The following is a 20864-nucleotide window of genomic DNA, read 5'->3' as shown; positions in this document are numbered from 1 at the left end:
CGTATGTGAGGATGGACAGCATGTCGCACGGCGGTGAAATCTTCGGTCTCGGCGGGGACGCGGCCTCCGAACCCAGCTTCGAGACCGCGCTGCGCGGATATGAGAAGAAGCAGGTCGAGCGCTATGTCGCCCGCGCCGAGAACGAGATCGCCGCGCTGGCCGCCGAGCGGGAGCAGGCCTACTCGCAGATCCAGGCGATGGCCGCCCAGATCGAGCGCCTCCAGCAGGAGATCACCCAGGCCCGGCGGGAGTCCGGGATCAGCGGCGAGGTCTCCTTCCGGCACCTCGGCCCGCGGGTCGAGCAGATCCTCGCCCTCGCCGAGGAGCAGGGCGAGGCGATCAAGGCGTCGGCCACCGACGACATCGCCGGCCGGCTCGCCGAGGCGGAGCGGATCCGGGCCGAGGCCGAGGCGCACGCCCACAACGCCGTCCGCGACTTCGAGATCGCCCTCGCCGCCCGCCGCGCCGAGGAGGAGAAGGCCGACGCCGCCAAGCGGTCCGCCACCGACAAGGCCGTCGCCGCCGCCCGGCAGAGCGCCGAGCAGATGCGCTCCGAGGCCGAGGCGGTGCTCAACCGGGCCCGCAGCGAGGGGCAGCACCTGGCCGAGAAGGCCGCCCAGGACGCCGCCCGGTCCCGGGCCGAAGTGGACGGATACGTGCAGTCCACTCGCGTCCAGACCGAGCAGGAGATCAAGGCCCTGCGGGAGAAGGCGCAGCAGGAGATCGCCGCCAAACTGTCCGAGACGGAACGCCAGCAGAGCGATCTCAAGGCGGCCGCCGAGCAGGAGGTGGCCCAGCGCCGGCACTCCGTCGTGGAGGAGCTCAACCAGATGCGCACCGGCGTCGAGAAGCAGTGCGCCGACCTGCGCAACGAGGCCGACAAGTACGCCGAGGACGTGTTGCGCCGCTCCGACGAGCAGGCCACCGCGGTCCGCAAGGAGATGGCCGCCCAGCAGGAGAAGATCAGTCAGGCCGGCCGTGAGCTGGAGGCCGCGCAGGCCAAGGTCGCCGAGGCCGAGCAGCGCCGGGCCACCGCCCAGGAGCGCGCGGCCGCGGCGGAGCGCGAGACCGAGCTGGTCGCCGAGCGCCTGACCGAGGCGAAGCAGCAGCTGGAAGCCGAGCAGAAGCGGGTCAGCGAGGCCAAGCGGGCCGGCGAGGCGGCCGAGCGGCACGCGGCCGAGGTCCGCCGCCAGGTGCAGAAGGAAGCGAAGCGGGTGGCCGAGCTGGCCGCTGCGGCGGTGCTCGCGGCGGCGGCGTCGCCGGCCGACGAGGACGACGCCGACGCGGAGAAGGACCGGACCACGTCGCTGGTGTCCGCCGGCACGACGGCGTCGGGCACCGCCTCGGTGCCGGGATCGTCGTCGGCGCCGGGCACGGCGACCGGGTCCGTCTCGGGAACGGCCTCGGTGCCGGGTTCGGTGCCGGCCGCGGCGGTCGCTCCGGCCGTACCCGCGGAGCCGGGCGGACAACCGGGCAAGGTGAGCGCTTCGGCGAAGGTGACGGTGCCGCAGGCGAGCCGGGTGCCCGCCGACGCGGAATAGACACGCCCCGGCTGCGGCGATAGCGTTCCTTCGATGTAATTCGTGGAGGATCCGATGTCAGCCGAGCCGCCTGCACCTCCCGAGGAGACCACTCCGGACGAGCCGAACGGGGACGACAACCGTTTCGGTTCGCCCGGGGAGCCGATCAACCGGCGCAGCCCGTTCGTCTTCGGTTTCCTGTTCGGGCTGGGCGTCATCCTCGCGTACGCGCTGTTCCTCGGGGTCCGCAACACCGCCTCGATCCTGATCCTGATCTTCATCGCGCTGTTCCTGGCGATCGGTCTGCACCCGGCGGTGGCCCGGCTGCACGGCTGGGGCGTGCCACGCGGGATCGCCGTCGCGGTGGTCGCGCTGGCCGTGGTGCTGCTGCTCATCGGCGGCGTGGTGGCGCTGATCCCGCCCCTGGTCACGCAGACCACCGAGATGATCAACAACGCGCCGGACATGGTGGAGAGCCTGCGGCACAACCCCACGATCAACGACCTGATCCAGCGGTACGACATCGCCGGCAAGGTGCAGAGCGCGGTGAACGCCGGCACGATCGGCAACGCGCTCGGTGGCGTCGTCGGCGGCGCGCGGCTGATCTTCGGGACGCTCTTCAACATCCTCACCGTGCTGGTGCTGACGATCTACTTCCTGGCCGCCTTCGAACGGATCGCCGCCACCGGATACCTGCTCGTCCCGGCATCACGGCGGGAACGGGTCCGCCTGCTCACCGACGAGATCCTCACCAAGGTCGGCGCGTACATGGTCGGTGCGCTGGCCATCGCGGTGCTGGCCGGGGCGAGCACCTTCGCGCTGGGGCTGGTGCTCGGGTTGGCGTACCCCTTCGCCCTCGCCGTGGTGGTCGCGGTCTGCGACCTGATCCCGCAGATCGGCGCCACCCTCGGCGCCGTGATCGTCAGCCTGGTCGGCCTGGCCTCGTCGGTGCCCGACGGCATCGTCTGCATCGTGTTCTTCATCGTGTACCAGCAGGTGGAGAACTACCTGATCTACCCGCGGGTGATGCGCCGCTCGGTGCAGGTCAGCGACGTCGCGGCGCTGGTGGCGGCCCTGCTCGGGGTCGGACTGTTCGGCGTGGTGGGCGCCCTGGTCGCCATCCCGATGGTGGCCGCCATCCAACTGATCATGCGCGAGGTGCTGGTGCCGAGCATGGCCCGGCGCTAGACCCGTTTCGTGGCCAGCGTCCGAAGCCCATCCGCGTTGTGATTTCGGGCGCCCTGGACGCCCCAATTCACCACACCCGTGGCGGTGTGGTGAATACGGGCGCGCTGGACACCCCAAATCACCACACCCTTCACGGTGTGATGAATACGGGCGCGCTGGACGCCCGAAGTCACCACGCGGACCCTGATGACGGAACGTGTCTAGTCCCGGGGTACGTCGGCGAACGCGGCGACGGTCCGGTCCGAGTACGCCGACGCGTCCCCGGTCTCCATCGGCCCGTCCCAGGTCCGCGGCAGCGGCAACGCCGTCTCCGGGGCGACCCGGCGGACGATCTCGTCGAGGACCTTCTCCGCGTCGCCGACCCACAGGTGCTTGCCGCCGGCCATCGGCACGACCTCGCACTGCGGGATCGCGGCGAACCGTTCGGCGGCCTCGTCCGGGCGCAGGTAGTCGTCGAACTCCGGGATCAGTGCGGTGACCGGCTTGCCTTCGGCGGCCCACGCGGCCAGGTGCTCCGGCTTCGAGAACCGCAGCGGCGGGGAGAGCAGGATCGCGCCGGTGACCGACGGGTCCAGCCCGTACATCAGGGTCAGGTCGGTACCGAACGACCAGCCCACCAGCCAGATGTTCGGCAGGTCGGCGAACTCCGCGTACTCGATGGCGGCGGCCACGTCGAACCTCTCGTCGACCGCGCCGGAGAAGCTGCCGCCGCTGGTGCCGCGGACGCTGCTGGTGCCCCGGGTGTTGAACCGCAGCACCGCGATGCCGGCCAGGGCGGGCAGCCGCCAGGCGGCCTTGCGGTAGACGTGGCTGTCCATCATCCCGCCGTGGGTGGGCAGCGGGTGCAGGCAGACGAGGGTGGCGACCGGTTCGCGGTCCAGTGGCCGGGCCAGTTCGCCGACCAGGGTCACGCCGTCGGCGGTGTGCAGCTCGATGTCCTCGCGGTGGGCGGGCAGGATCGAGTTGGCACGGATCTGGTTGCTAGTCATAACGCCTTCAGTCGATTTCAAGGGCGGTCGGTTGGTCACCCGTAGCGGGGGGCGTTGCGCGAGCGCTCCACGCCGGGAGCACGGCGGTCACGGGCCCGCCAGCAGCCCGTGTGCCAGTGCCGCCGGTCCGCGGCGTCCCCGAAGTCGTCGGCCGGCCAGGCCACCACGTGTGCCACGCCCGGCCGGATCTCCTGCACGCAGCCCGGGCAACGATACGTCTTGGCCGCCGCCCCACCGAAGATGTTGCGCACCATCCACTCACCGTCCCGCCACTGCTGAACACGATCCTCGGTCAGGCCGGGACGGTGGACGGGGTTGTCGTCGGGATCCGGGCGACGCGGACGGTTTCGGCGGGGGCTCACTACTCAAGAGTACGTAGACTGCCGTTCATGACGGCGACTCACGTTCCCGGGCTGCCCCGTGTCGAAGACGGGCAGTTGATCTCGACGAATCCGGCCACCGGCGAGGAGGCCGGCCGGGTGCCGGTCGCCGACGAGACGGCGGTCACCGACGCCGTCACCCGGGCCCGCGCGGCCGGCCTGTGGTGGCAGGGCCTGGGCTGGGAGGGCCGCAAGACGCGGCTGCTGCGCTGGCGTTCCCTGATCGTGCACCGCATCGACGAGCTGGCCGCTCTGACCCACGGCGAGTCCGGCAAGCCCGTCACCGACGGGCTGATGGAGGCCGCCGCCGCGATCGAGCACCTGGACTGGGCGGCCCGCAACGCCAAGCGGGTGCTCGGCCCCCGGCGGGTCCGCACCCGGCTGCTCGTCGCCGAGCACACCGGCCATCTGGAGTACCAGCCGTACGGCGTGGTCGGCGTGATCGGCCCGTGGAACTATCCGATCCTCACCCCGGTCGGCCCGATCAGTGGCGCGCTCGCCGCCGGCAACGCCGTCGTCCTCAAGCCCAGCGAGTACACCCCGATGGTCGGCCAGTGGCTCGCCGACACCTTCGCCGAGGTGGTCCCGGAGCACCCGGTGCTGCAGGTGGTGCACGGTCTCGGCGACGTCGGCGGTGCGCTCTGCCGGGCCGGCGTCCACAAGATCGCGTTCACCGGGTCGACCGCCACCGCCAAACGGGTGATGGCCGCCTGCGCGGAGAACCTGGTGCCGGTGGTGCTCGAGGCGGGCGGCAAGGACGCGTTGATCGTCGACGCGGACGCCGACGTGGCGGCGGCGGCCGACGCCGCGGTCTGGGGTGCGATGACCAACGCCGGGCAGACCTGTGTCGGCATCGAGCGGGTCTACGCGGTCGCCCCGGTCTACGACCGGTTCGTCGAGGCCGTGGTGGCGAAGGCCGCCACGCTGCGCACCGGCGAGGAGATCGGCCCGATCACCATGCCGAAGCAGCTCGGCATCATCCGCGAGCACATCGAGGACGCGCTGGCCAAGGGTGGCCGGGCGGTGCTCGGCGGTGCGGACGCCGTGCAGGCGCCGTACGTCTCGCCGACCGTCTTCGTGGACGTGCCGGCCGACGCGGCGGCGCAGCGCGAGGAGACCTTCGGGCCGACCCTGACGATCACCAAGGTGGCCGACGCCGACGAGGCGGTGACCAGGGCCAACGATTCGCCGTACGGCCTGGGCGGCGCGGTCTTCGGCAAGAGGGACGCGATCCGCATCGCCCGCCGGCTGCGTTCCGGGATGGTCGCCGTCAACGGCACGCTCACCTTCGTCGGCATGGGCAATCTGCCGTTCGGCGGTGTCGGCGAGTCCGGTTTCGGCCGCATCCACGGTGAGGACGGCCTGCGCGAGTTCGCCCGCGCCAAGTCGATCACGGTACGCCGGGGACCGTCCCTGCTCCCCGCGATGACCTTCGAGCGCACCCCGGCCCAGGTCCGGCAGATCGTCAAGGCGCTGCGCCTGCTCTACGGCCGTAAGCCGTAGAGCAGGTCCCGGGTTGCGGATCGCACGACCCGCGACCCAGGACCTAGGCTGACCGGGTGGTCGATCATCCGGCAGTCGAGGTCAGCGGTCTGCACGTGAACTACGGCTCGACGCCGGTGCTCGTCGACGTGGGACTCACCGTCCCGGCCGGCACCGGTGTCTGCGTGACCGGTGAGAACGGCATCGGCAAGTCGACCCTGCTGCGCTGTGTCAGCGGCCTGCAACGGCCGGATGCGGGCACGATCCGCGTCTTCGGCGGCGACGCCACCGACACCCCGGACTTCTGGCGTGCCGTGGTCACCACGGTCGAGCCGCCGACCTGGTATCCCGGTCTCACCACCCGGGAGCACGCCGAGCTGGTCTGCATCGCGCACGGGGTCGACCCGGACGCTTCCGGTGTCGACGAGGCCCTGGACCGGTTCGGGTTGTCCGCGCAGGCCGACGCGATCCCGCCGTCGCTCTCCTCCGGACAGAAGCAGCGTCTCACTTTGGCGATGGCCCTGCTGCGCCCCAGTTCGCTGCTGATCCTCGACGAGCCGGAGCAGCGTCTCGACCCGGACGGCCGGGCCGCCGTGGCCGCGATGCTCGCCGATTACCTGGCCGACGGAGGTTCGCTGCTGCTGGCCAGCCACGACGACAGGTTCGCTGTGGCGTCCGGCGCCGCACTGGTCACCATGGACACGTTGAGCGGGCCGAGCACGTCGGAGTCGCCGAACGTGTCGGGAACGCCGAGCACGCCGGTCACGCCGTGACCACCGTCGTGCCGTTGCGCGAGGTCCGCTCCTGGATCCGCCGTACCCAGTCCGCCCATCGTGATCGCGGCGAGACGCTGTCCACGATCTACGTGATCGTGCTGAGCCTGGCTGTCGCCGCGGCCATGTTCCACGAGCGGCTGTCCGCGCTCTTCAGCCCGGTGGCCGCCGGCATGAGCGAGTACGGCGCCGTCGCCGGGGCCGTCCTGAGTTTCGCCCTGCTCTTTCTGGGGATGCGCCGCGCCGGACCGGTCACCCTCTCCCGCCCCGCTGCGTACTTCCTGCTCACCGCCCCGATCAGCCGCCGTTCCCTGCTGCTCCCGTCGCTGTCGACGGGCACGATCGGCGCGGGCCTGGTCGGTGCCGCGATAGCCGCGGCTCTGCTCGGCAACGCCGCACCCGATTCCCTGGACCGATCAGTCTCGGTCACGCTGACGGTCGCCGGCCTGCTTGCGGGCGCCGCGCTCTCCCTGGTCGCCGCGATCGTCCAGGCCTCTTCCGGCAACGGTCGCGCCGCCGATCGTGTGGTCACCGTCGCCGCGGCCGGTGGCTTGGCCGCGCTGGTCGCCGAGGCCGCCGGGTGGACGCCGCCCACTCCGGCCGGGTGGCCCCGGACCTCCGTCGTGGTCCCTGCGGCGGGTGCCCTCGCCGTCGCCGTCGTGGTGCTCCTCCTTCTGGGGGTACGCCGCGCGGCGCAGACTCCGAACGACCGTCTCCTGGAGGCCGCCGCGACCACCGGCACCCTGTTCGACACGGCGTACGCCATGGAACCCAGCTTCCTGTCCGACATGCTGACCCGCCGCTACTGGTCCACCCGGCGCCTACGCTCCGCCCACCTGTCCCGCTGGGTATCGCCCAGCGGGGGTTCCCCGGTCACCGGCCGGTGGTCCTTCTCCCGGCTCGTTCCGCGGCTTCCGGTCCTGGCCGCGCAGGATCTCCTGCTGGCGCGCCGCCGGGTCCCCCACCTGCTCCGCCTGGCCGCCGCCACCACCGTCCCGCTGCTGGTCGCCCGCGGTCCGCACTGGTCCCTGGCCGCGGCCCTGCTGATCGGCACCCTGATCGCCGCCCGCACCACCTCGGCCACCGTCCGCACCGACGCCGCCAACCCGGTCCTGCTCCGCATGCTGAGCCTGACCTCCCGTCAGGCCGTCACCCAGCGGCTACTGGTGCCGGCCGCCCTGGGCACTCTCTGGGCCACCACGGCACTGATCTGGCTGTCACTGGCCGGCACCCTGCCGCCGGGACCGTGGCCCCTGCTCGGTCCCGCTCTGGGCGCGGCCGCCGCCGTCGCCGCCATGCGTCACGGCCGGGCCGGCTTCGTCCGCAACGACATGCTCTCCCTGGACACCCCGATGGGCGCCCTCTCCCCCGGCCCGATCCTGAACGCCGTGGCCGGGCCGGACCTCATGCTCCTGCTGGCCCTGCCCGCCCTCATCCTGATCGGTTCCGGTCTGCCGCCCACTCCCGCAGCGGCTCTCCTGCACACCACCGCAGCCATCGCCGGCGCCTTCGTCTACCTCTCCCTGACCACAGCCCCCACCCGAACGGAACTCTCCCGCCGCTGAACCATCCAGCGGACACGTCTTCTGAGCCGCCGTGAGCGGTTCAGGTGGACTCGGCCCGGAACCGTCCCGGCCGGCGCGCAACCGGCCGGCCCACTCAGAACAGGGTCAGAGCGTCGCTCTCCATGCCCCGAAGCTTGTCGTAATCCACGACCACACAGCGGATTCCGCGATCAGTGGCGAGAACCCGAGCCTGCGGCTTGATCTCCTGAGCCGCGAACACCCCCTTGACCGGGGACAACAGCGGATCACGGTTCATCAGTTCGAGGTACCGGGTCAGCTGCTCGACCCCGTCGATCTCCCCGCGGCGTTTCACCTCGACCGCCACCGAACCGCCCGATGCGTCCTTGCAGAGCAGGTCCACCGGCCCGATGGCCGTCATGAACTCCCGCCGGACCAGGGTGAACCCGTCCCCCAGCGCATCCGGGTGCTCGGCGAGCAGCTCCTGCAGGTGCGCCTCCACCCCGTCCTTGACGAGTCCCGGGTCGACGCCCAGGTCGTACCGGATGTCCTGGAAGATCTCCTCAAGGGTGATCCGTAGCTCTTCGCCGGCCTTGTTGCGCACCTTCCAGACGCCCGGCGCCTCCTGCAGTTTGCAGGGCGGGCTCATCCAGTTCAGTGGCTTGTAGGCACGGTCGTCGGCGTGGATGGACACCGACCCGTCGGCTTTCACCATGAGGAGCCGCACGGCGGGCGGGAGATGGGCGGACAGCCGCCCCACATAATCCACGGAACACTTCGCGATGACCAGGCGCACCGGCCGACACTATCCGACCGCCGTTCGGCGGCGTTCGCATGGCGGTGCCATGCTGGCATCGTGTTCGAAGTATTGACCGGCACCGGTCTGGCCGCCTCCGCCGGACTGAATGCCTACATCCCCCTGCTGACGATGGGCCTGCTGGCCCGTTACACCGATGCCATCGAGCTTCCGGCCGCCTCCGCGTGGCTCGCCAACGGCTGGACCCTCACGATTCTGGCGATTCTGCTGGCCATCGAGGTGGTCGCGGACAAGGTCCCGGTGGTGGACCACTTCAACGACATGGTCCAGACGTTCGTCCGGCCGACCGCGGGCGGTCTGGCGTTCGGTGCCGGTTCCGCGTCGGAGACGGTGACCGTCGCCGATCCGGGCGCGTTCTTCACCTCGCACCAGTGGGTGCCGATCGTCGCCGGCATGGTGATCGCGCTGGGCGTGCACGGCGTGAAGGCCGCGGCCCGGCCGGTCGTCAACGCGTCGACCGCCGGGTTCGGCGCTCCGGTCGCCAGCACCGCCGAGGACTTCGGCAGTGTGGTGCTGTCGCTGCTGGCCATCGTGCTGCCGGTGCTGGTCCTGATCGGTCTCGGTGTGATGGTGTGGTTCGCCGTCTGGGTGGTGCGGCGCCGCAGCCGCCGCAAACGGGAGCGGCTCGAGGCTGTCGACACCCGTCAGTTGTTTGGTTGACTTCTCCGGTGGCCGCCCTCGCCGTACCGCTGTTCGTCCTGACCTGGTGGCTCGGCTGCTACCTGATCGGACGGGATCCCCGGCGGTGGGTGCTGCGATGGGCGGCGGCCATGCTCTGGGCGTACGCGACAGGGTTGCTGATCTGGGTCCTCGCACCCGGCGGCGCGCTCGCCCGGATCTCCCTCTGCCTGCCGGCGCTCGCCTGGGCCGGTGCCGTGGTGGCGATGCTGCCGTTGACGCCGGCCGAGCGGCGGCAGATCGACCGGGGCGCGCTGGCGCTCGGCGTGTGTTTCCTGGCCGTGGTGATCGCGTTGCCGGGGGCGGGCCGGCTGCTCGCCCTGACCCCGCTGGCCGGCGGCTTGGTCCTGCTGTGGAAGCAGCATGATCAGATTCGGCCGGCGCGGTTGCCGCTCGCGCTGACGGCGACGGCCGGGCTGTACGCCGTCGCCCTCGCCCTGCTGCTCCTCGACGGCGAGGGTGTCGCGCTCGCCGCGATCGGCGTGGATCTGCTGGTCGTCGGTTACCTGGTCGCGGTCGCCCACGCCGTGGAGAACGGCGAGCGCCTGCGTCCGGATCTGCGCCGCTCGCTGGCTGCCGCCGTGGTCGTCGCGGCGCTGATCGGCGGGCCGGCCGCGGTGGTCCTGGCGCGGTCCGGCGACGGCCCGGTCGTGGTGGCGCAGTTCGTGGTGCTGGCCGTGGCCGCGTCGGTCGCCGGGCTCGCCGGCCGGGTCCGCCGTCTGCTGGATCGTCTGGCGCTCGGTGAGGACGGCTCGTTGCGCACCGAGCGGGCGGCCCTGTTCCTGAACGCGGATGTGCTGTTGCGTCACCGGGAGCGCCGGCGTCTGGGGGCGTTGGGCGAGCCGGAGTTCCTGCGGCTGACCCGGCGGGCGCTCGCCGACTTCGGTGATCTGGACCGGTTGGCCCGCAGCCCGTTGACGGATCTGCCGCGGGTGGAGCGCCGGCTGGCGGGCCGGGAGCATCAGCCGCGGGCCCGGGCGAAGGAGTTGCGGGCGGTGTTGCGGGAGTCGGTGTCGGTGTTGCGCCCGCCGGGCCCGTTCGGCACCGGTGAGGACTGGCGGTTCTACAACGTGCTGCAGTTCTGTTGTGTGCTCGGCCTCGATCCCTATGCGCGGCGGCTGCGGACGGACGGTCTGAGCCGTGAGGCGCGGCTGGCGGTGGACTGGTTCCGCCGGTTCGTGCCGCGGGACGTCACCCGCCAGTGGCAGCGTGAGGCCTCGATGGTGGTGGCCGGACGGCTGTGGGCAGAGGTGCGTGATCACGACACGCCACCACTGAACCTGATAAAACGGCCATAGTGTCTAAAATCCCCCAATATGGCTCTCGGGGGAACGCGTGGGTAACCACCAAGCGCTCGTCGCCTCGGTCCGGCAGGAGCTCGCCGAGGCACGCGGCACGGCGCGGGCGGTGCTGGCCGCGGCCGAATCGTCGCGCAACGAGGCGGAACAACGCCGGCGTCTGGTACGGGACGCGTACACGACCTGTCTGAACCAGCTGGCGGAGGCCCGCGAGTCGACCCGCGGCGACATCCAGCGTCGCTACCGGGGCGAATCCGTCAAACTCGCCGGTCATCTGCGCGGGCTGGCCACCGTCAGCGCCGCCGGGGCGGCCGGTGCCTCCTGGCGGCTGTGGTCCCCGACCGAACCGGACCCCGGCGACTCCCCCGGGCTGCTGCGCATCGGCACCCTCGCCTTCGACGAGACCGCCGGACTGCCCGCCCTGATCCCCCTGCTCGGCGCCGCCCACCTGCACCTGGACGGGCCGTCCACGGTGGTCGCCGACATGGTCACCGCGATCCTGCTGCGGGCACTCGGCAGCGTCCGCCCCGGCGACGTCCGGCTGACCGTCTACGACCCGGTGCACCTGGGCGGCACGCTCGCCCCGTTCGCGCCGCTGGGCGTCTCGTTCGTCGGACCGGGCGGCCTCGGCACCCTCCTGGACGACCTGGTGGAACACATCTGCCGAAGGGTCGCCAACCACACCACCACCGGCCCGGAACCGTGGCGCGTGGTGGTGCTCCTCGCCGACCGGGCCACCGCCGCCGAACTGACCGCCCCACAACGGGCCCAGCTGGACCGGATCGTCCGCACCGGGGTCGCCTGCGGGGTGCACCTGGTGGTCCGCGGGCTGGACCTGGAGGACCACCCGACGGTCGAACGGATCGTCGCCGGCGACGAGACCGTCACCTGCTCCTCCCTCGGCGACCTGGAGGTCCGGCTCGACCCGCTGCCCCCCGCCGACCGGGTCACCGCGCACTGCCGGAGCATCGCCGACCGCCAGAACGCCAACCCGGCCGCGCCCACCCTCGACGACCTGGAACCGGAACGCCCCTGGGCCGAGTCCTCCCGGTACGGCCTGTCCGCCCCGATCGGCGACAGCACCGACGGCACCCTGGTCGACGTCCCGCTCGGCGACGACCCGCCGCACGCGCTGATCGGCGGTCCGCCCGGCTCCGGCAAGACCAACCTGATCCACGTCTGGCTGGCCGCCCTGTCCACCCGGTACGGCCCCGAAGAACTCGCCTTCTACCTGCTCGACTTCAAACAGGACGCGGCGTTCGCCCGGTACGCCCCCGGCCCCCGCGACCCGAGCTGGCTGCCGCAGCTGCGGCTCGCCGGCGTCAACGTCTCCGGAGACCGCGAGTTCGGCCTGGCCACACTGCGCCACCTCGGCGAGGAACTGCGCGCCCGGGCCCAGGCCGCGAAACGCTGCGGCGCCGGCAAACTGGCCGAACTGCGCACCCGCGATCCGGCCGGGCACTGGCCGCGGATCGTCGCCGTGATCGACGAGTTCCCGGTGCTGCTGACCGGGCGGGACGCCGCCGCCGAGGAGGCCGCCGACCTGCTCGAGGACCTGGCCCGCCGCGGCCGGGCCCAGGGCATCCACCTGGTCCTCGCCTCCCAGGAGGTCTCCGGCATCCAGGCACTGTGGGGCCGCCCCGGACTGATCGGCCAGTTCACCCTGCGGATCGCGCTGCCCAAGGCCCGGCGGGTCCTGGCCGACGACAACCTGGCCGCCGCGGTCATCCCCCGCTTCCACGCGGTGGTGAACACCGAGTCCGGCACGCCGGGCGCCAACCGGGTGGTCCGGCTGCCCGACGCCGGCGATCCGGCCGCATGGCGCACCCTGCAACGGCGGCTGTGGCGGGACCGGCCGGCCGGCTGCGAGGAGCCACGGCTGTTCGACGGGGACGCGGTGCCCCGGCTGCCGTCCGCCTACCGCCGCCGCACGGGAAACACCGTCGGCTCCTCCCCCGGGGCGGTCCTCGGCGAACGGATCGACGTGGCGGCGCAACCGGCCCGGCTGCGGCTCGGGCGGATGGCCGGACGGAATCTGGCGGTGGCCGGTACGCGTACCCCGGAAGCCTGCGACATCCTGGCGGCCGCGGCACTCAGCCTGGCCGCACAGGGGCCCGCGCGGTTCACCGTCGTCTGCCTGGCCACCGAGGCGGAACACGCCGCCGCACGACTGGTCGCCGACCTGCCGGACGCCGACCGGCAGGACATCGCCGACCTGCGCCTCGACCTGACGGCCGGTGAGGTGCCGCGGTACCTGATCGGTTACGGCCTGGACGCCACCGCGCCGGAGCACCGGACCGCCCTGCACACCCTGCTCACCGACGGACCCGAACAACGCGTCCACGTGCTCGGCTGGTGGCGGTCCACCGCGCCGCTGGCCGGGCACCTCGACGCGATCGGCGCCTGGGTGGCCCTCGACGTCGAAGCGTCCGACCTGGCCGCGCTCCACCCGCAGACCGGCGGACCGGTCTGGCAGCCCCGGACCCGGCGCGCGCTGTTCTTCGACCGCTCGGTCCACCGCACACCCGAAGTGATCATCCCGTACGAGGTGAACAGTGACCACACGTGACCGGCAGCCGCTGGGCCGCGACTACCAGCTGATGGTGAGCGCCCTCGCCGAGGTGAACCGTCGCCGCGACGTCGAACTCGACCATGCCGAAAAGGCCTACCAGGACAGTGCCGCCCGCGCGGCCGGTGAGGTGGCCCGCGCCGAGAGCGACGCCCTGGCCGCCGACCGGTGGGCGGGCGCCGCGGCCGCTCAGGTGCTCGACGTGGACCGGGAGGCCGCCCGGCTCTGGGACCAGCTGCGCCGCGCCCGCGGCATGCGGGTCCGCGCACTGGGCGAGATGCCGGAACCCGCCCCGGTCGAAGCACTGCCCCGGGTGGCGTTGCAACGCCGTCCCGGACCCGACGAGACCCCCGACCCGGGTCGCCAGTCACCCCGCGTCCTGCTCGCCCGTGCCGCCGACCGCATCGACGACGTGATCGTCCGCCCGGCCGGCCGTCGCGGCCCGACCCGATGGACGACGATGCTGCTGCTGCCGCTGGTCGGCGCGCTGGCGGCGGGATTCACCGGCCTGGTCGCCGCGGGCCTGGTCACGTTCGGCGAGACGGCCCCGCTGGGTGGCCCGCTGATCCGCGGACTGGGCTGGGTGACCTTCCTGGTCGCCCCGTCGGCCGGCGTCCCGGTGGCGGCGTTCCTCGCCCACCAGCGCCTGCACTCCCGCATGGACATCGGCGGCATCGCCCTGACCCTGGTCGGCGGCATGATCGCCGCCACGCTGCTCTCCCTGTCCTTCGCCGCGACCCGCTGACGGTCCCTTTTCTCGTACGAGCCACACCTCTCTCAACCGCAACGGCCACGTCCCCCGCCTCCGGCGGCTACCGGAGGCGGGACGCGGCCGTCCGCTGGTCTCCGAGGATCAGTGCTGGTTTCGGAGAGGATCAGGGCTGGTTTCGGGTTGGATCAGGGCTGGTTTCGGGGAGGATCAGTGCTGGTAGAAGCCCCGGCCGGTCTTGCGCCCCAGATCGCCGGCCGTGACCATGCGCTGCAGCAGCTCCGGCGGGAAGAACTTGGCGTCGCCGGTGTCCCGGTGGATGTTGCCCATCGCGTTGAGCATCACGTCCAGGCCGGTCAGGTCCAGGGTCGCCAGCGGGCCCATGGCGTGACCGAAGCCCAGCTTCATCACCGTGTCCAGGTCCTCGGCACTGACCACACCCGACTCGACCAGCTGGATCGCCTCACCCAGCAGCGCCGAGAACAACCGGTTCGAGACGAACCCGGCCACGTCCCGCTTGACCTCGACGCAGGTCTTGCCGACACCCTCGGCGTAGTCACGCGCCGCGGCCAGGGTCGCGTCCGACGTCTGGTAGCCGCGGACCAGCTCGACCAGCTTCATCATCGGCACCGGCGAGAAGAAGTGGATCCCCACCACCGACTCGGGGCGGGCGGTGACCGCGGCGATCTGGGTGATCGGGATGGCCGACGTGTTGGTGCCGAGCACCGCATCCGCCTTGCAGATCTTGTCGAGGGCCTTGAAGACCTCGTGCTTGGCCTCGACCTTCTCGAAGATCGCCTCGACGACCACATCCGCCTCGGCGGCCGCGTCGAGATCGGTGGTCGGGGTGATCCGGGCGAGAACGGCCTCGACGTCGTCCGCAGCGATCCGGCCCTTGGCCGCGAACCGGGAGAGCGAGTCCTTGATGGCGCTCATGCCCCGGCCCAGTGACGCGTCGTCGACGTCGCGCATGGTCACCTGCCAGCCGGCCTGCGCGGAAACCTGCGCAATGCCGGAACCCATCAATCCGGAACCGATGACCGCGAGCCGACCCGCCATGCCACAACCTCCCACGCGAGAACAACCGAACCGAGAGGAGTCTAGCGAGCCGCTTAACGAAGATTCAGCCTCCGATCCCGATCGGGGCGATTCCAGGGAAATCGGAGATCGGGAGTGCCACACTGTGCGCATGGCCACGAGCGACGGCTGGTACCTCATCGGACCATTGATCGCCGTCGGTCTGGTCGGCTTCCTCGGCGCGGTCTTCTGGCGCATGGGACTGCAACCCACCCCCGGGCGGGAAACGGTCCGGGACGGGTACGCGGACGGCCTGGCGATCTTCGGCGAGCGCGACGACTACGGTCTGCTCTGGCCCGCCGCCGTCACCGACGACCCCGAGGTGGCCGACGAGATCCGGCGGCTGCTCGCCGATGCGGGCATTCGAGCGACGAGCGCCGTCCGGCGGGACGGCCGGGTGACCGTGCTGGTCTTCTGCGAGGAGGTGGAGGAGGCACGCCGGCTGGTCGGCGACTCCCCCACCCGGTGACCACTCGACGGCTCCCACGGGGACCCGCCCACCGGCATCGCCCGGCGACCGTTCAGAAGTCGAACGTCGGCTCCGGCACGTCGGTCCGCTCGACCTCGACGCCCAGACGCTTCAGGTCGGCCACGAAGTCCGGGTAACCACGGTCGATGTGGTGCACCTCGCCCACCTCGGTCACCCCGTCCGCGCACAACCCGGCGATCACCAGTCCCGCGCCGGCCCGGATGTCGGTGGCACGCACCGGCGCCCCGGAGAGCCGCGCCTGACCGTTGACGACCGCGTGGTGCCCGTCGGTACGGATCTCCGCACCCAGCCGCACCATCTCGTTCACGAACATGAACCGGCCGTCGAAGATGTTCTCGGTGATCAGCGAGGACCCCTCGGCCACCGCGGCCAGACCGATCGCCATCGGCAGCAGGTCGGTCGCGAACCCCGGGTACGGCAGGGTCACGATGTCGACCGCCTTGGGGCGGTCCTCGATGCGTACCCGGAACCGGTTGTCGCCCGGCTCGACGGTCGCGCCCGCGGTGACCAGCTTGTCCAGTGCGATGTCCAGGAACTCCGGCCGCACCCCGTGCACGGTCACGTCGCCGCGGGTCATCGCCGCGCCGAACGCCCAGGTGCCGCCGACGATCCGGTCACCGACCGTGGTGTGCCGCACCGGGCTGAGCGGCCCCGGCACCCCCTCGATGATCAGCGTCGACGAACCGGCACCGTCGATCTTCGCGCCCATCGCGGTGAGCATCTCGCAGATGTCGACGATCTCCGGCTCGCGGGCCGCGTTGTCGATCTCCGTGACGCCGCGGGCCAGCACCGCCGCCATCAACAGGTTCTCCGTCGCACCGACGCTCGGGAAATCCAGCCAGATCTTGGTGCCGCGCAGGCCACGGGGCGCCTTGGCGATCACGAAACCGTGCTCGTTGGAGATCTCCGCGCCCATCCGGGCCAGGCCGGAGACGTGCATGTCCAGCCCCCGCGAGCCGATCATGTCGCCGCCCGGCAGCGCGACCCGCACGTGACCGCGGCGGGCCAGCAGCGGCCCGAGCACACAGATCGACGCCCGCAGACGGCGCACCAGGTCGTAGTCGGCCTCCGCACCCGGCTCCGCCGGCACGTCGATGATCGCCTCGGTGCCCCGCAGCTCGACGTCGCACCCGAGACGCCGCAGCACCTCGGCCATGATCGCTATGTCGGTGATCCGGGGAACATTCGACACCACGCTGCGTCCCTCGGCCAGCAACGCGACCGCCATCAGCTTGAGCGCCGAGTTCTTCGCGCCACCGACCGTCACGTCACCGGTGAGCGGTGCTCCACCCTTGACCCTGATCACATCCACGCGGGCCATGGTAGGAGCCGCCCGCCGCATCCGCCTCGTAGGGTGGCACCCATGGCAGTGCATCTCACCCGGATCTACACCCGCACCGGCGACGCCGGCCAGACCCGGCTGGTCAACAACGAGGTCGCCGCGAAGACCGCGCCACGGATCGCCGCCTACGCCGACGCCGACGAGTGCAACGCCGCGCTGGGCGTGGCCCTCGCCCTGGGTGAGCTGCCCGAGGACGTACGCGCGGTGCTCGGTGTCATTCAGAATGATCTCTTCGACCTGGGCGCCGATCTCGGCAACCCGCTCACCGACGAGAAACCGGAGTACCCGCCACTGCGAGTGACCGAAGCCTATGTGACCCGGCTGGAGGGGTGGTGCGACGAGTTCAACGACCGTCTCACCCCGCTGAGCAGCTTCGTCCTCCCGGGTGGAACCCCGGGCGCGGCGCTGCTGCACGTGGCCCGCACGGTGGCCCGGCGGGCGGAGCGGTCCGCCTGGACCCTGATCGAGCAGGAACCGGAGCGGACGGCGACGCTGCCGGCCAAATACCTGAACCGGCTGAGCGACCTGCTCTTCATCCTGTCCCGGGTGGCCAATCCCGGCGGCGACGTCACGTGGGTCCCCGGCGGATCTCGTTAGGAGCCCGCTCACCGGTACGACCCACCGGCTCACTCCACGGCTGGAAGCGCCGGCGCGTTCTGGTGGAGTCGGTGGTCTGCGCGACAGGTGCTCGGCTGATGGGGGTCAGGGCAGGAGTTCGCCGTCGATTACGGTGACGGCGCGGCCGGCTATCAGGGTGCGGTCGCCCAGCAGCGTCACCCGGACCAGTCCGCCGCGGGCCGAAGCCTGGAACCCGGTCAGCTCGGTACGCCCGAGACGCTCCCCCCAATAGGGCGCCAGAGCCGCGTGGAGCGACCCGGTGACCGGATCCTCGTCCACCCCAGCACCCGGCGCGAAGAGGCGGGACACGAAGTCGTAGCCGCCCCCGGAGTCACCGGCCAGGGCCGTCACCGCGATGCCCCGCTTCGAGACCCCCGCCAGACCTCGCATGTCGGGGACGACCGCGCGGACCGTCGCCTCGTCGGCCACCTCGACGATCAGATCGCTGGTGTTCGGGCCGGCCAGGTGCACCCCGAGGATCGGCACGCCGAACGCCTCGGCAAGCGCCGGATCGGTGGGGACCGCCGTCAGCGACTCGGTCGGGAAGTCCATCGTGATCGCACCGTCCGGCGCCACGTGGGCGACGAGCACTCCGCTGCGGGTGGCGTACCGCGCCTCGGTGATCTTCTCGGACCGGGCCAGGACGTGCGTGGTGGCCAGGGTCGCATGGCCACAGAGGTTCACCTCGACGGCCGGGGTGAACCAGCGCAGCGCCCAGTCGGCGTCCCCGCCCTCCGGCAGCCGGTGCACGAACGCCGTCTCGGAGTGGTTGACCTCGCCGGCCACCCGGAGCATCCAGTCGTCAGCCGGGAATCCGTCACCGGGCAGGACGACGACCCCTGCCGGGTTCCCCGCGAACGCCTGCTCGGCGAACGCGTCAACGATCCTGATCCGCATGCCTCGACGCTAACCGTGTCCCGGCCCCGTTCCGACACCCAATCCCCGACCGGTGGCCCCGACGACGGACCAGCCACGCTGAAAGCCCGACGAGACAGCACACGGAAGTTGAGCGTGGCGACTGGACACGTTTCGGGTGCGAAGCCCATCCGCGTGGTGATTTCGGGCGCGCTGGACACCCGAAGTCACCACACCCGTGGGGGCGTGTTGAATACGGGCGCGCTGCACGCCCCAAATCACCACACCCGTGGGGGCGTGTTGAATACGGGCGCGCTGCACGCCCCAAATCACCACACCCGTGGGGGCGTGGTGAGTACAGGCGGGATGGGCGGCTGAAGTCACCGCGCGGACCCTGATGACGAAACGTGTCTAGATCAAGGAAGCAAACCGGATCGACGCGAACTAGATCAAGGACGCAAAGACCGTGGCAGTTCTCGGCGAGGCGAGGCCCAACACCGCGTCAGCTCTCGGCCGGCCGCGGCCCGAACACCGGACGGCCGGAGACACTGCCCGGATCTCCGGGCGGCCCTGCCTCAAGCCAGGAGAGGAAGCCGGTGACCGTGGTCTCGGCCATCGCAATCTCCAGATCCACGTCACCCGTGCGGCACCGGAGCACGACCCAGTGGCCCGGCATGCCGAGGCGTTCCGGCCCGACCGGCAGGCGACGTTCCTCGACGGTCAGCGTGCGCCGGTCGAGCACCCGTTTGGGGCGGATGGCCAGGCTGAACATGCGGTGGAACCGGAGCTCGTCACCGGCGAACTGGCCCAGGCCGGGCGACCAGCCCCGGCCGGGCACCATGGTGCTGATCCGCACCTGGAGCCGAATGGTTCCGCCGCCGACCATCAACAGGCGGCGGCGGAAGAAGACTGCTGACAGGAGCGCGAGCAGCGCGACGACGCAGATTCCGAAGACTTCCAGAATCCGCATCGCCGGTGTCAGTGAGACTCGGGCGTGGCGGGAGTGGCGCTCTCGGCCAGGATCGTGACCCCGTTGGCGTCGATGGAGAGGAACCCACCGGCCACGTCGTAGGTCAGCTGGTCTCCGCCGGCGAGCTTGACCCGCACCTGCGAAGGCTCCTTGAGCAGGCCCAGAAGCGGGGAGTGGCCGGGGAGCACACCGATTTCACCTTCAGTGGTGCGCGCCACGAGCATCTCTGCCTCGCCGGACCACACCTTCTCCTCGACGGCGACGACTTCGACGTGCAGCTGGTTGGCCACGCTGTCTCCCCTTGTACGCTGCAGAATCTAACGAGTGAAGTCTAAACGGCAGCCCGCACCGCACTGGTACGGGGTGCCTGATCAGCTCTCCTGGGCGACGTAATCGGGATTGTCGAGCAGGAATTCCGCGATCCGGTCTTCCTTGACGGCCGTGAAGAAGTCCGCCGACGACGGCTCGAACTGCTCGCCGAGGTACTTCGAACCCTCGAAGAGACCGCCGCCCGGGATCTTGATCAGGGTCATGTCGTCGGTGTTGACGCCCTTGAGGGCCAGGCCCCAGTCGACGAGGCCGTTGCCGCCACCGTCGAAGGTGAGCGAGTCGCCCGCGGCGTCCAGCACCTTGAGCAGCTTGGTCGGGTCGGTCACCACGTCCTTGCTCATGGCCTGCTTGGCGATCGCCTTGACGAACTGCTGCTGGTGCCGCTGGCGGTCGTAGTCACCGTTGGGCAGGCCGTAGCGCTGACGCACGTAGTCGAGCGCCTCCCAGGCCTCCAGGTGGTACGTCCCCTTCTTGTAGACCTTCTGCTCCCCGATGTACGGGTGGGCGCAGCTGTTGTCGGCACACTCGGGCCGCCGGTCGCGGGCCTTGCCGTTCGGCTTGAGGTGCTCGGACTTCACGTTCTGGTCGATCGTCATGGTGACGCCGCCCATCGCTTCGACGATCTTCTTGAAGCCGCCGAAGTTGATGATCGCGCCGGCGTCGAACTCCTTGACGCCGGTCAGCTCGGTCATCGTCTTGGCGAGCAGCTGGAAGCCCTGCTTCACGTCGTGCTCACCGTTGCCGACCGAGCTGCCGAAGGACATCGCGGCATTGATCTTCGACTTTGTCCCGTTGAAGCCGGTCTTGGAGAACGCCGGAATCTGGACGTAGAGGTCGCGCGGGATGGAGAACAGGAAGATCTGGTCCATGCTCGCCGGGACGTGCGCCACGATGATCGAGTCGGAGAGCGGGGCCGTCTTGTCGTCGCGCGGGTCGATGCCGGCGAGCAGGATGTTGATCGGGCCCTTGATCTCGCTGGACTCCTTGGTGCTGGCCTCGGCGGAATCACCGATGAGGCTGCCACCGCCGGCGTCCACGGAGCCGGTGTACTTGGCCAGGACGGCCTGACCGCCGACCAGGACGACGCCGCTGCCCACCATGAGGACGCAACCGAAGACGGCGCTGATCCGGGCCCACAGCGGGGCTCGACGCCTCATCGACTTTTTCTTGATCTTGGCCAACGCGATCCCCAAACTCGTCCGGAACCGTTCTATGACCCCGGGTGGCTCGCAGGATCATCCCAATGCGCGGCCAAG

General features: G+C 71.1%; 20 protein-coding genes. 11 read left to right on the top strand and 9 right to left on the bottom strand.

Going from position 1 to position 20864, the window contains the following annotated elements; genetic code table 11:
• Positions 1-11: 11 nt before the first annotated feature.
• Together QSK32_RS19765 and QSK32_RS19760 are read left to right on the top strand one after the other, a co-directional pair.
• Entirely contained in the window at positions 12-1541 is a 1530-nt protein-coding gene (locus tag QSK32_RS19765) for a coiled-coil domain-containing protein (RefSeq protein ID WP_285472744.1), read from the top strand.
• 54 nt (positions 1542-1595) lie between these two features.
• Positions 1596-2708: an AI-2E family transporter gene (locus QSK32_RS19760; RefSeq protein WP_285472703.1), complete on the top strand. Its 1113-nt coding sequence runs from the start codon at positions 1596-1598 to the stop codon at positions 2706-2708.
• Positions 2709-2908: 200 nt separating this feature from the next.
• Here QSK32_RS19760 and QSK32_RS19755 read toward each other — a convergent pair whose 3' ends face one another.
• Both QSK32_RS19755 and QSK32_RS19750 read right to left on the bottom strand, forming a co-directional pair.
• A complete protein-coding gene (locus QSK32_RS19755; protein WP_285472702.1) occupies positions 2909-3697 on the bottom strand; it encodes an alpha/beta hydrolase in 789 nt (262 codons plus the stop codon).
• Positions 3698-3732: 35 nt separating this feature from the next.
• Entirely contained in the window at positions 3733-4059 is a 327-nt protein-coding gene (locus tag QSK32_RS19750; protein ID WP_045742436.1) for an Rv1322 family protein, read from the bottom strand.
• A gap of 27 nt (positions 4060-4086) precedes the next feature.
• On the opposite strand from QSK32_RS19750, the gene QSK32_RS19745 reads away from it, so the two are divergent.
• Genes QSK32_RS19745 through QSK32_RS19735 form a run of 3 tightly spaced genes read left to right on the top strand, consistent with a single transcriptional unit; the run spans position 4087 to position 7897 of the window.
• On the top strand, positions 4087-5580 hold the full coding sequence (locus tag QSK32_RS19745; protein ID WP_285472701.1) for an aldehyde dehydrogenase family protein: 1494 nt from the start codon (positions 4087-4089) through the stop codon (positions 5578-5580).
• A gap of 56 nt (positions 5581-5636) precedes the next feature.
• Complete coding sequence (locus tag QSK32_RS19740; RefSeq protein ID WP_285472700.1) at positions 5637-6332, top strand: ABC transporter ATP-binding protein; 696 nt, start codon at positions 5637-5639, stop codon at positions 6330-6332.
• Positions 6329-7897: a DUF6297 family protein gene (locus QSK32_RS19735; RefSeq protein WP_285472699.1), complete on the top strand. Its 1569-nt coding sequence runs from the start codon at positions 6329-6331 to the stop codon at positions 7895-7897. Before QSK32_RS19740 ends, QSK32_RS19735 begins: the two co-directional genes overlap by 4 nt.
• 94 nt (positions 7898-7991) lie before the next feature.
• Here QSK32_RS19735 and nucS read toward each other — a convergent pair whose 3' ends face one another.
• A complete protein-coding gene (gene nucS, locus QSK32_RS19730; protein WP_045742432.1) occupies positions 7992-8651 on the bottom strand; it encodes an endonuclease NucS in 660 nt (219 codons plus the stop codon).
• A 60-nt stretch (positions 8652-8711) separates the two neighbouring features.
• Here nucS and QSK32_RS19725 point away from each other — a divergent pair, with 60 nt between their 5' ends.
• The 4 genes from QSK32_RS19725 to QSK32_RS19710 are packed head-to-tail and all read left to right on the top strand — an operon-like array spanning position 8712 to position 13962.
• The gene (locus tag QSK32_RS19725) at positions 8712-9332 is read left to right on the top strand and encodes a DUF4126 domain-containing protein (RefSeq protein WP_045742431.1); all 621 of its coding nucleotides are present in this window, start codon (positions 8712-8714) and stop codon (positions 9330-9332) included.
• Positions 9329-10648: a hypothetical protein gene (locus QSK32_RS19720; protein ID WP_245673939.1), complete on the top strand. Its 1320-nt coding sequence runs from the start codon at positions 9329-9331 to the stop codon at positions 10646-10648. Before QSK32_RS19725 ends, QSK32_RS19720 begins: the two co-directional genes overlap by 4 nt.
• Positions 10649-10685: 37 nt before the next feature.
• Complete coding sequence (locus QSK32_RS19715) at positions 10686-13217, top strand: FtsK/SpoIIIE domain-containing protein (protein ID WP_285472698.1); 2532 nt, start codon at positions 10686-10688, stop codon at positions 13215-13217.
• Positions 13204-13962 (top strand): hypothetical protein, encoded by a 759-nt coding sequence (locus tag QSK32_RS19710; RefSeq protein ID WP_045742428.1) that lies wholly within the window; start codon positions 13204-13206, stop codon positions 13960-13962. The genes QSK32_RS19715 and QSK32_RS19710 overlap by 14 nt, the downstream gene beginning before the upstream one ends.
• 174 nt (positions 13963-14136) lie before the next feature.
• On the opposite strand, the gene QSK32_RS19705 is transcribed toward QSK32_RS19710, so the two are convergent.
• Positions 14137-14985 (bottom strand): 3-hydroxyacyl-CoA dehydrogenase family protein, encoded by an 849-nt coding sequence (locus QSK32_RS19705; protein ID WP_045742427.1) that lies wholly within the window; start codon positions 14983-14985, stop codon positions 14137-14139.
• Positions 14986-15115: 130 nt separating this feature from the next.
• On the opposite strand from QSK32_RS19705, the gene QSK32_RS19700 reads away from it, so the two are divergent.
• The gene (locus QSK32_RS19700) at positions 15116-15472 is read left to right on the top strand and encodes a hypothetical protein (RefSeq protein ID WP_045742426.1); all 357 of its coding nucleotides are present in this window, start codon (positions 15116-15118) and stop codon (positions 15470-15472) included.
• A gap of 52 nt (positions 15473-15524) precedes the next feature.
• Here QSK32_RS19700 and murA read toward each other — a convergent pair whose 3' ends face one another.
• Positions 15525-16814 carry a UDP-N-acetylglucosamine 1-carboxyvinyltransferase gene (gene murA, locus QSK32_RS19695; protein ID WP_157411003.1) on the bottom strand — a complete coding sequence of 430 codons (1290 nt, stop codon included), beginning with the start codon at positions 16812-16814 and terminating at the stop codon, positions 15525-15527.
• A 42-nt stretch (positions 16815-16856) separates the two neighbouring features.
• On the opposite strand from murA, the gene QSK32_RS19690 reads away from it, so the two are divergent.
• Positions 16857-17432, top strand: a complete 576-nt coding sequence (locus QSK32_RS19690; RefSeq protein WP_045742424.1) for a cob(I)yrinic acid a,c-diamide adenosyltransferase — start codon at positions 16857-16859, stop codon at positions 17430-17432.
• A gap of 105 nt (positions 17433-17537) precedes the next feature.
• Here QSK32_RS19690 and QSK32_RS19685 read toward each other — a convergent pair whose 3' ends face one another.
• The 4 genes from QSK32_RS19685 to QSK32_RS19670 all read right to left on the bottom strand — a co-directional run bounded on the left by QSK32_RS19685 (position 17538) and on the right by QSK32_RS19670 (position 20765).
• Entirely contained in the window at positions 17538-18350 is an 813-nt protein-coding gene (locus QSK32_RS19685; RefSeq protein WP_045742423.1) for a PhzF family phenazine biosynthesis protein, read from the bottom strand.
• Positions 18351-18810: 460 nt separating this feature from the next.
• Positions 18811-19278, bottom strand: coding sequence for a DUF2550 domain-containing protein (locus QSK32_RS19680; protein WP_045742422.1), 468 nt, complete (start codon positions 19276-19278; stop codon positions 18811-18813).
• 8 nt (positions 19279-19286) lie between these two features.
• Positions 19287-19568, bottom strand: coding sequence for a F0F1 ATP synthase subunit epsilon (locus QSK32_RS19675; protein ID WP_045742421.1), 282 nt, complete (start codon positions 19566-19568; stop codon positions 19287-19289).
• 81 nt (positions 19569-19649) lie between these two features.
• Positions 19650-20765, bottom strand: coding sequence for an LCP family protein (locus tag QSK32_RS19670; protein WP_045742506.1), 1116 nt, complete (start codon positions 20763-20765; stop codon positions 19650-19652).
• Positions 20766-20864: the final 99 nt, after the last annotated feature.

It is taken from the genome of Actinoplanes sp. NBRC 101535, from assembly GCF_030269225.1.
Classification (GTDB): Bacteria; Actinomycetota; Actinomycetes; order Mycobacteriales; family Micromonosporaceae; genus Actinoplanes; species Actinoplanes rectilineatus.
Note: the sequence above shows the minus strand (reverse complement) of the source record. Positions and strands in the feature narration are given on the sequence as shown.

Excerpts from the sequence above, each read along its gene's own strand:
- QSK32_RS19690 (WP_045742424.1), top strand. The coding sequence starts at position 16,857 with ATGGCAGTGCATCTCACCCGGATCTACACCCGCACCGGCGACGCCGGC.
- QSK32_RS19705 (WP_045742427.1), bottom strand. The coding sequence starts at position 14,985 with ATGGCGGGTCGGCTCGCGGTCATCGGTTCCGGATTGATGGGTTCCGGC.
- QSK32_RS19685 (WP_045742423.1), bottom strand. The coding sequence starts at position 18,350 with ATGCGGATCAGGATCGTTGACGCGTTCGCCGAGCAGGCGTTCGCGGGG.
- QSK32_RS19745 (WP_285472701.1), top strand. The coding sequence starts at position 4,087 with ATGACGGCGACTCACGTTCCCGGGCTGCCCCGTGTCGAAGACGGGCAG.
- QSK32_RS19680 (WP_045742422.1), bottom strand. The coding sequence starts at position 19,278 with ATGCGGATTCTGGAAGTCTTCGGAATCTGCGTCGTCGCGCTGCTCGCG.
- QSK32_RS19765 (WP_285472744.1), top strand. The coding sequence starts at position 12 with ATGGACAGCATGTCGCACGGCGGTGAAATCTTCGGTCTCGGCGGGGAC.
- QSK32_RS19670 (WP_045742506.1), bottom strand. The coding sequence starts at position 20,765 with ATGAGGCGTCGAGCCCCGCTGTGGGCCCGGATCAGCGCCGTCTTCGGT.
- QSK32_RS19700 (WP_045742426.1), top strand. The coding sequence starts at position 15,116 with ATGGCCACGAGCGACGGCTGGTACCTCATCGGACCATTGATCGCCGTC.
- QSK32_RS19760 (WP_285472703.1), top strand. The coding sequence starts at position 1,596 with ATGTCAGCCGAGCCGCCTGCACCTCCCGAGGAGACCACTCCGGACGAG.
- murA (WP_157411003.1), bottom strand. The coding sequence starts at position 16,814 with ATGGCCCGCGTGGATGTGATCAGGGTCAAGGGTGGAGCACCGCTCACC.
- QSK32_RS19755 (WP_285472702.1), bottom strand. The coding sequence starts at position 3,697 with ATGACTAGCAACCAGATCCGTGCCAACTCGATCCTGCCCGCCCACCGC.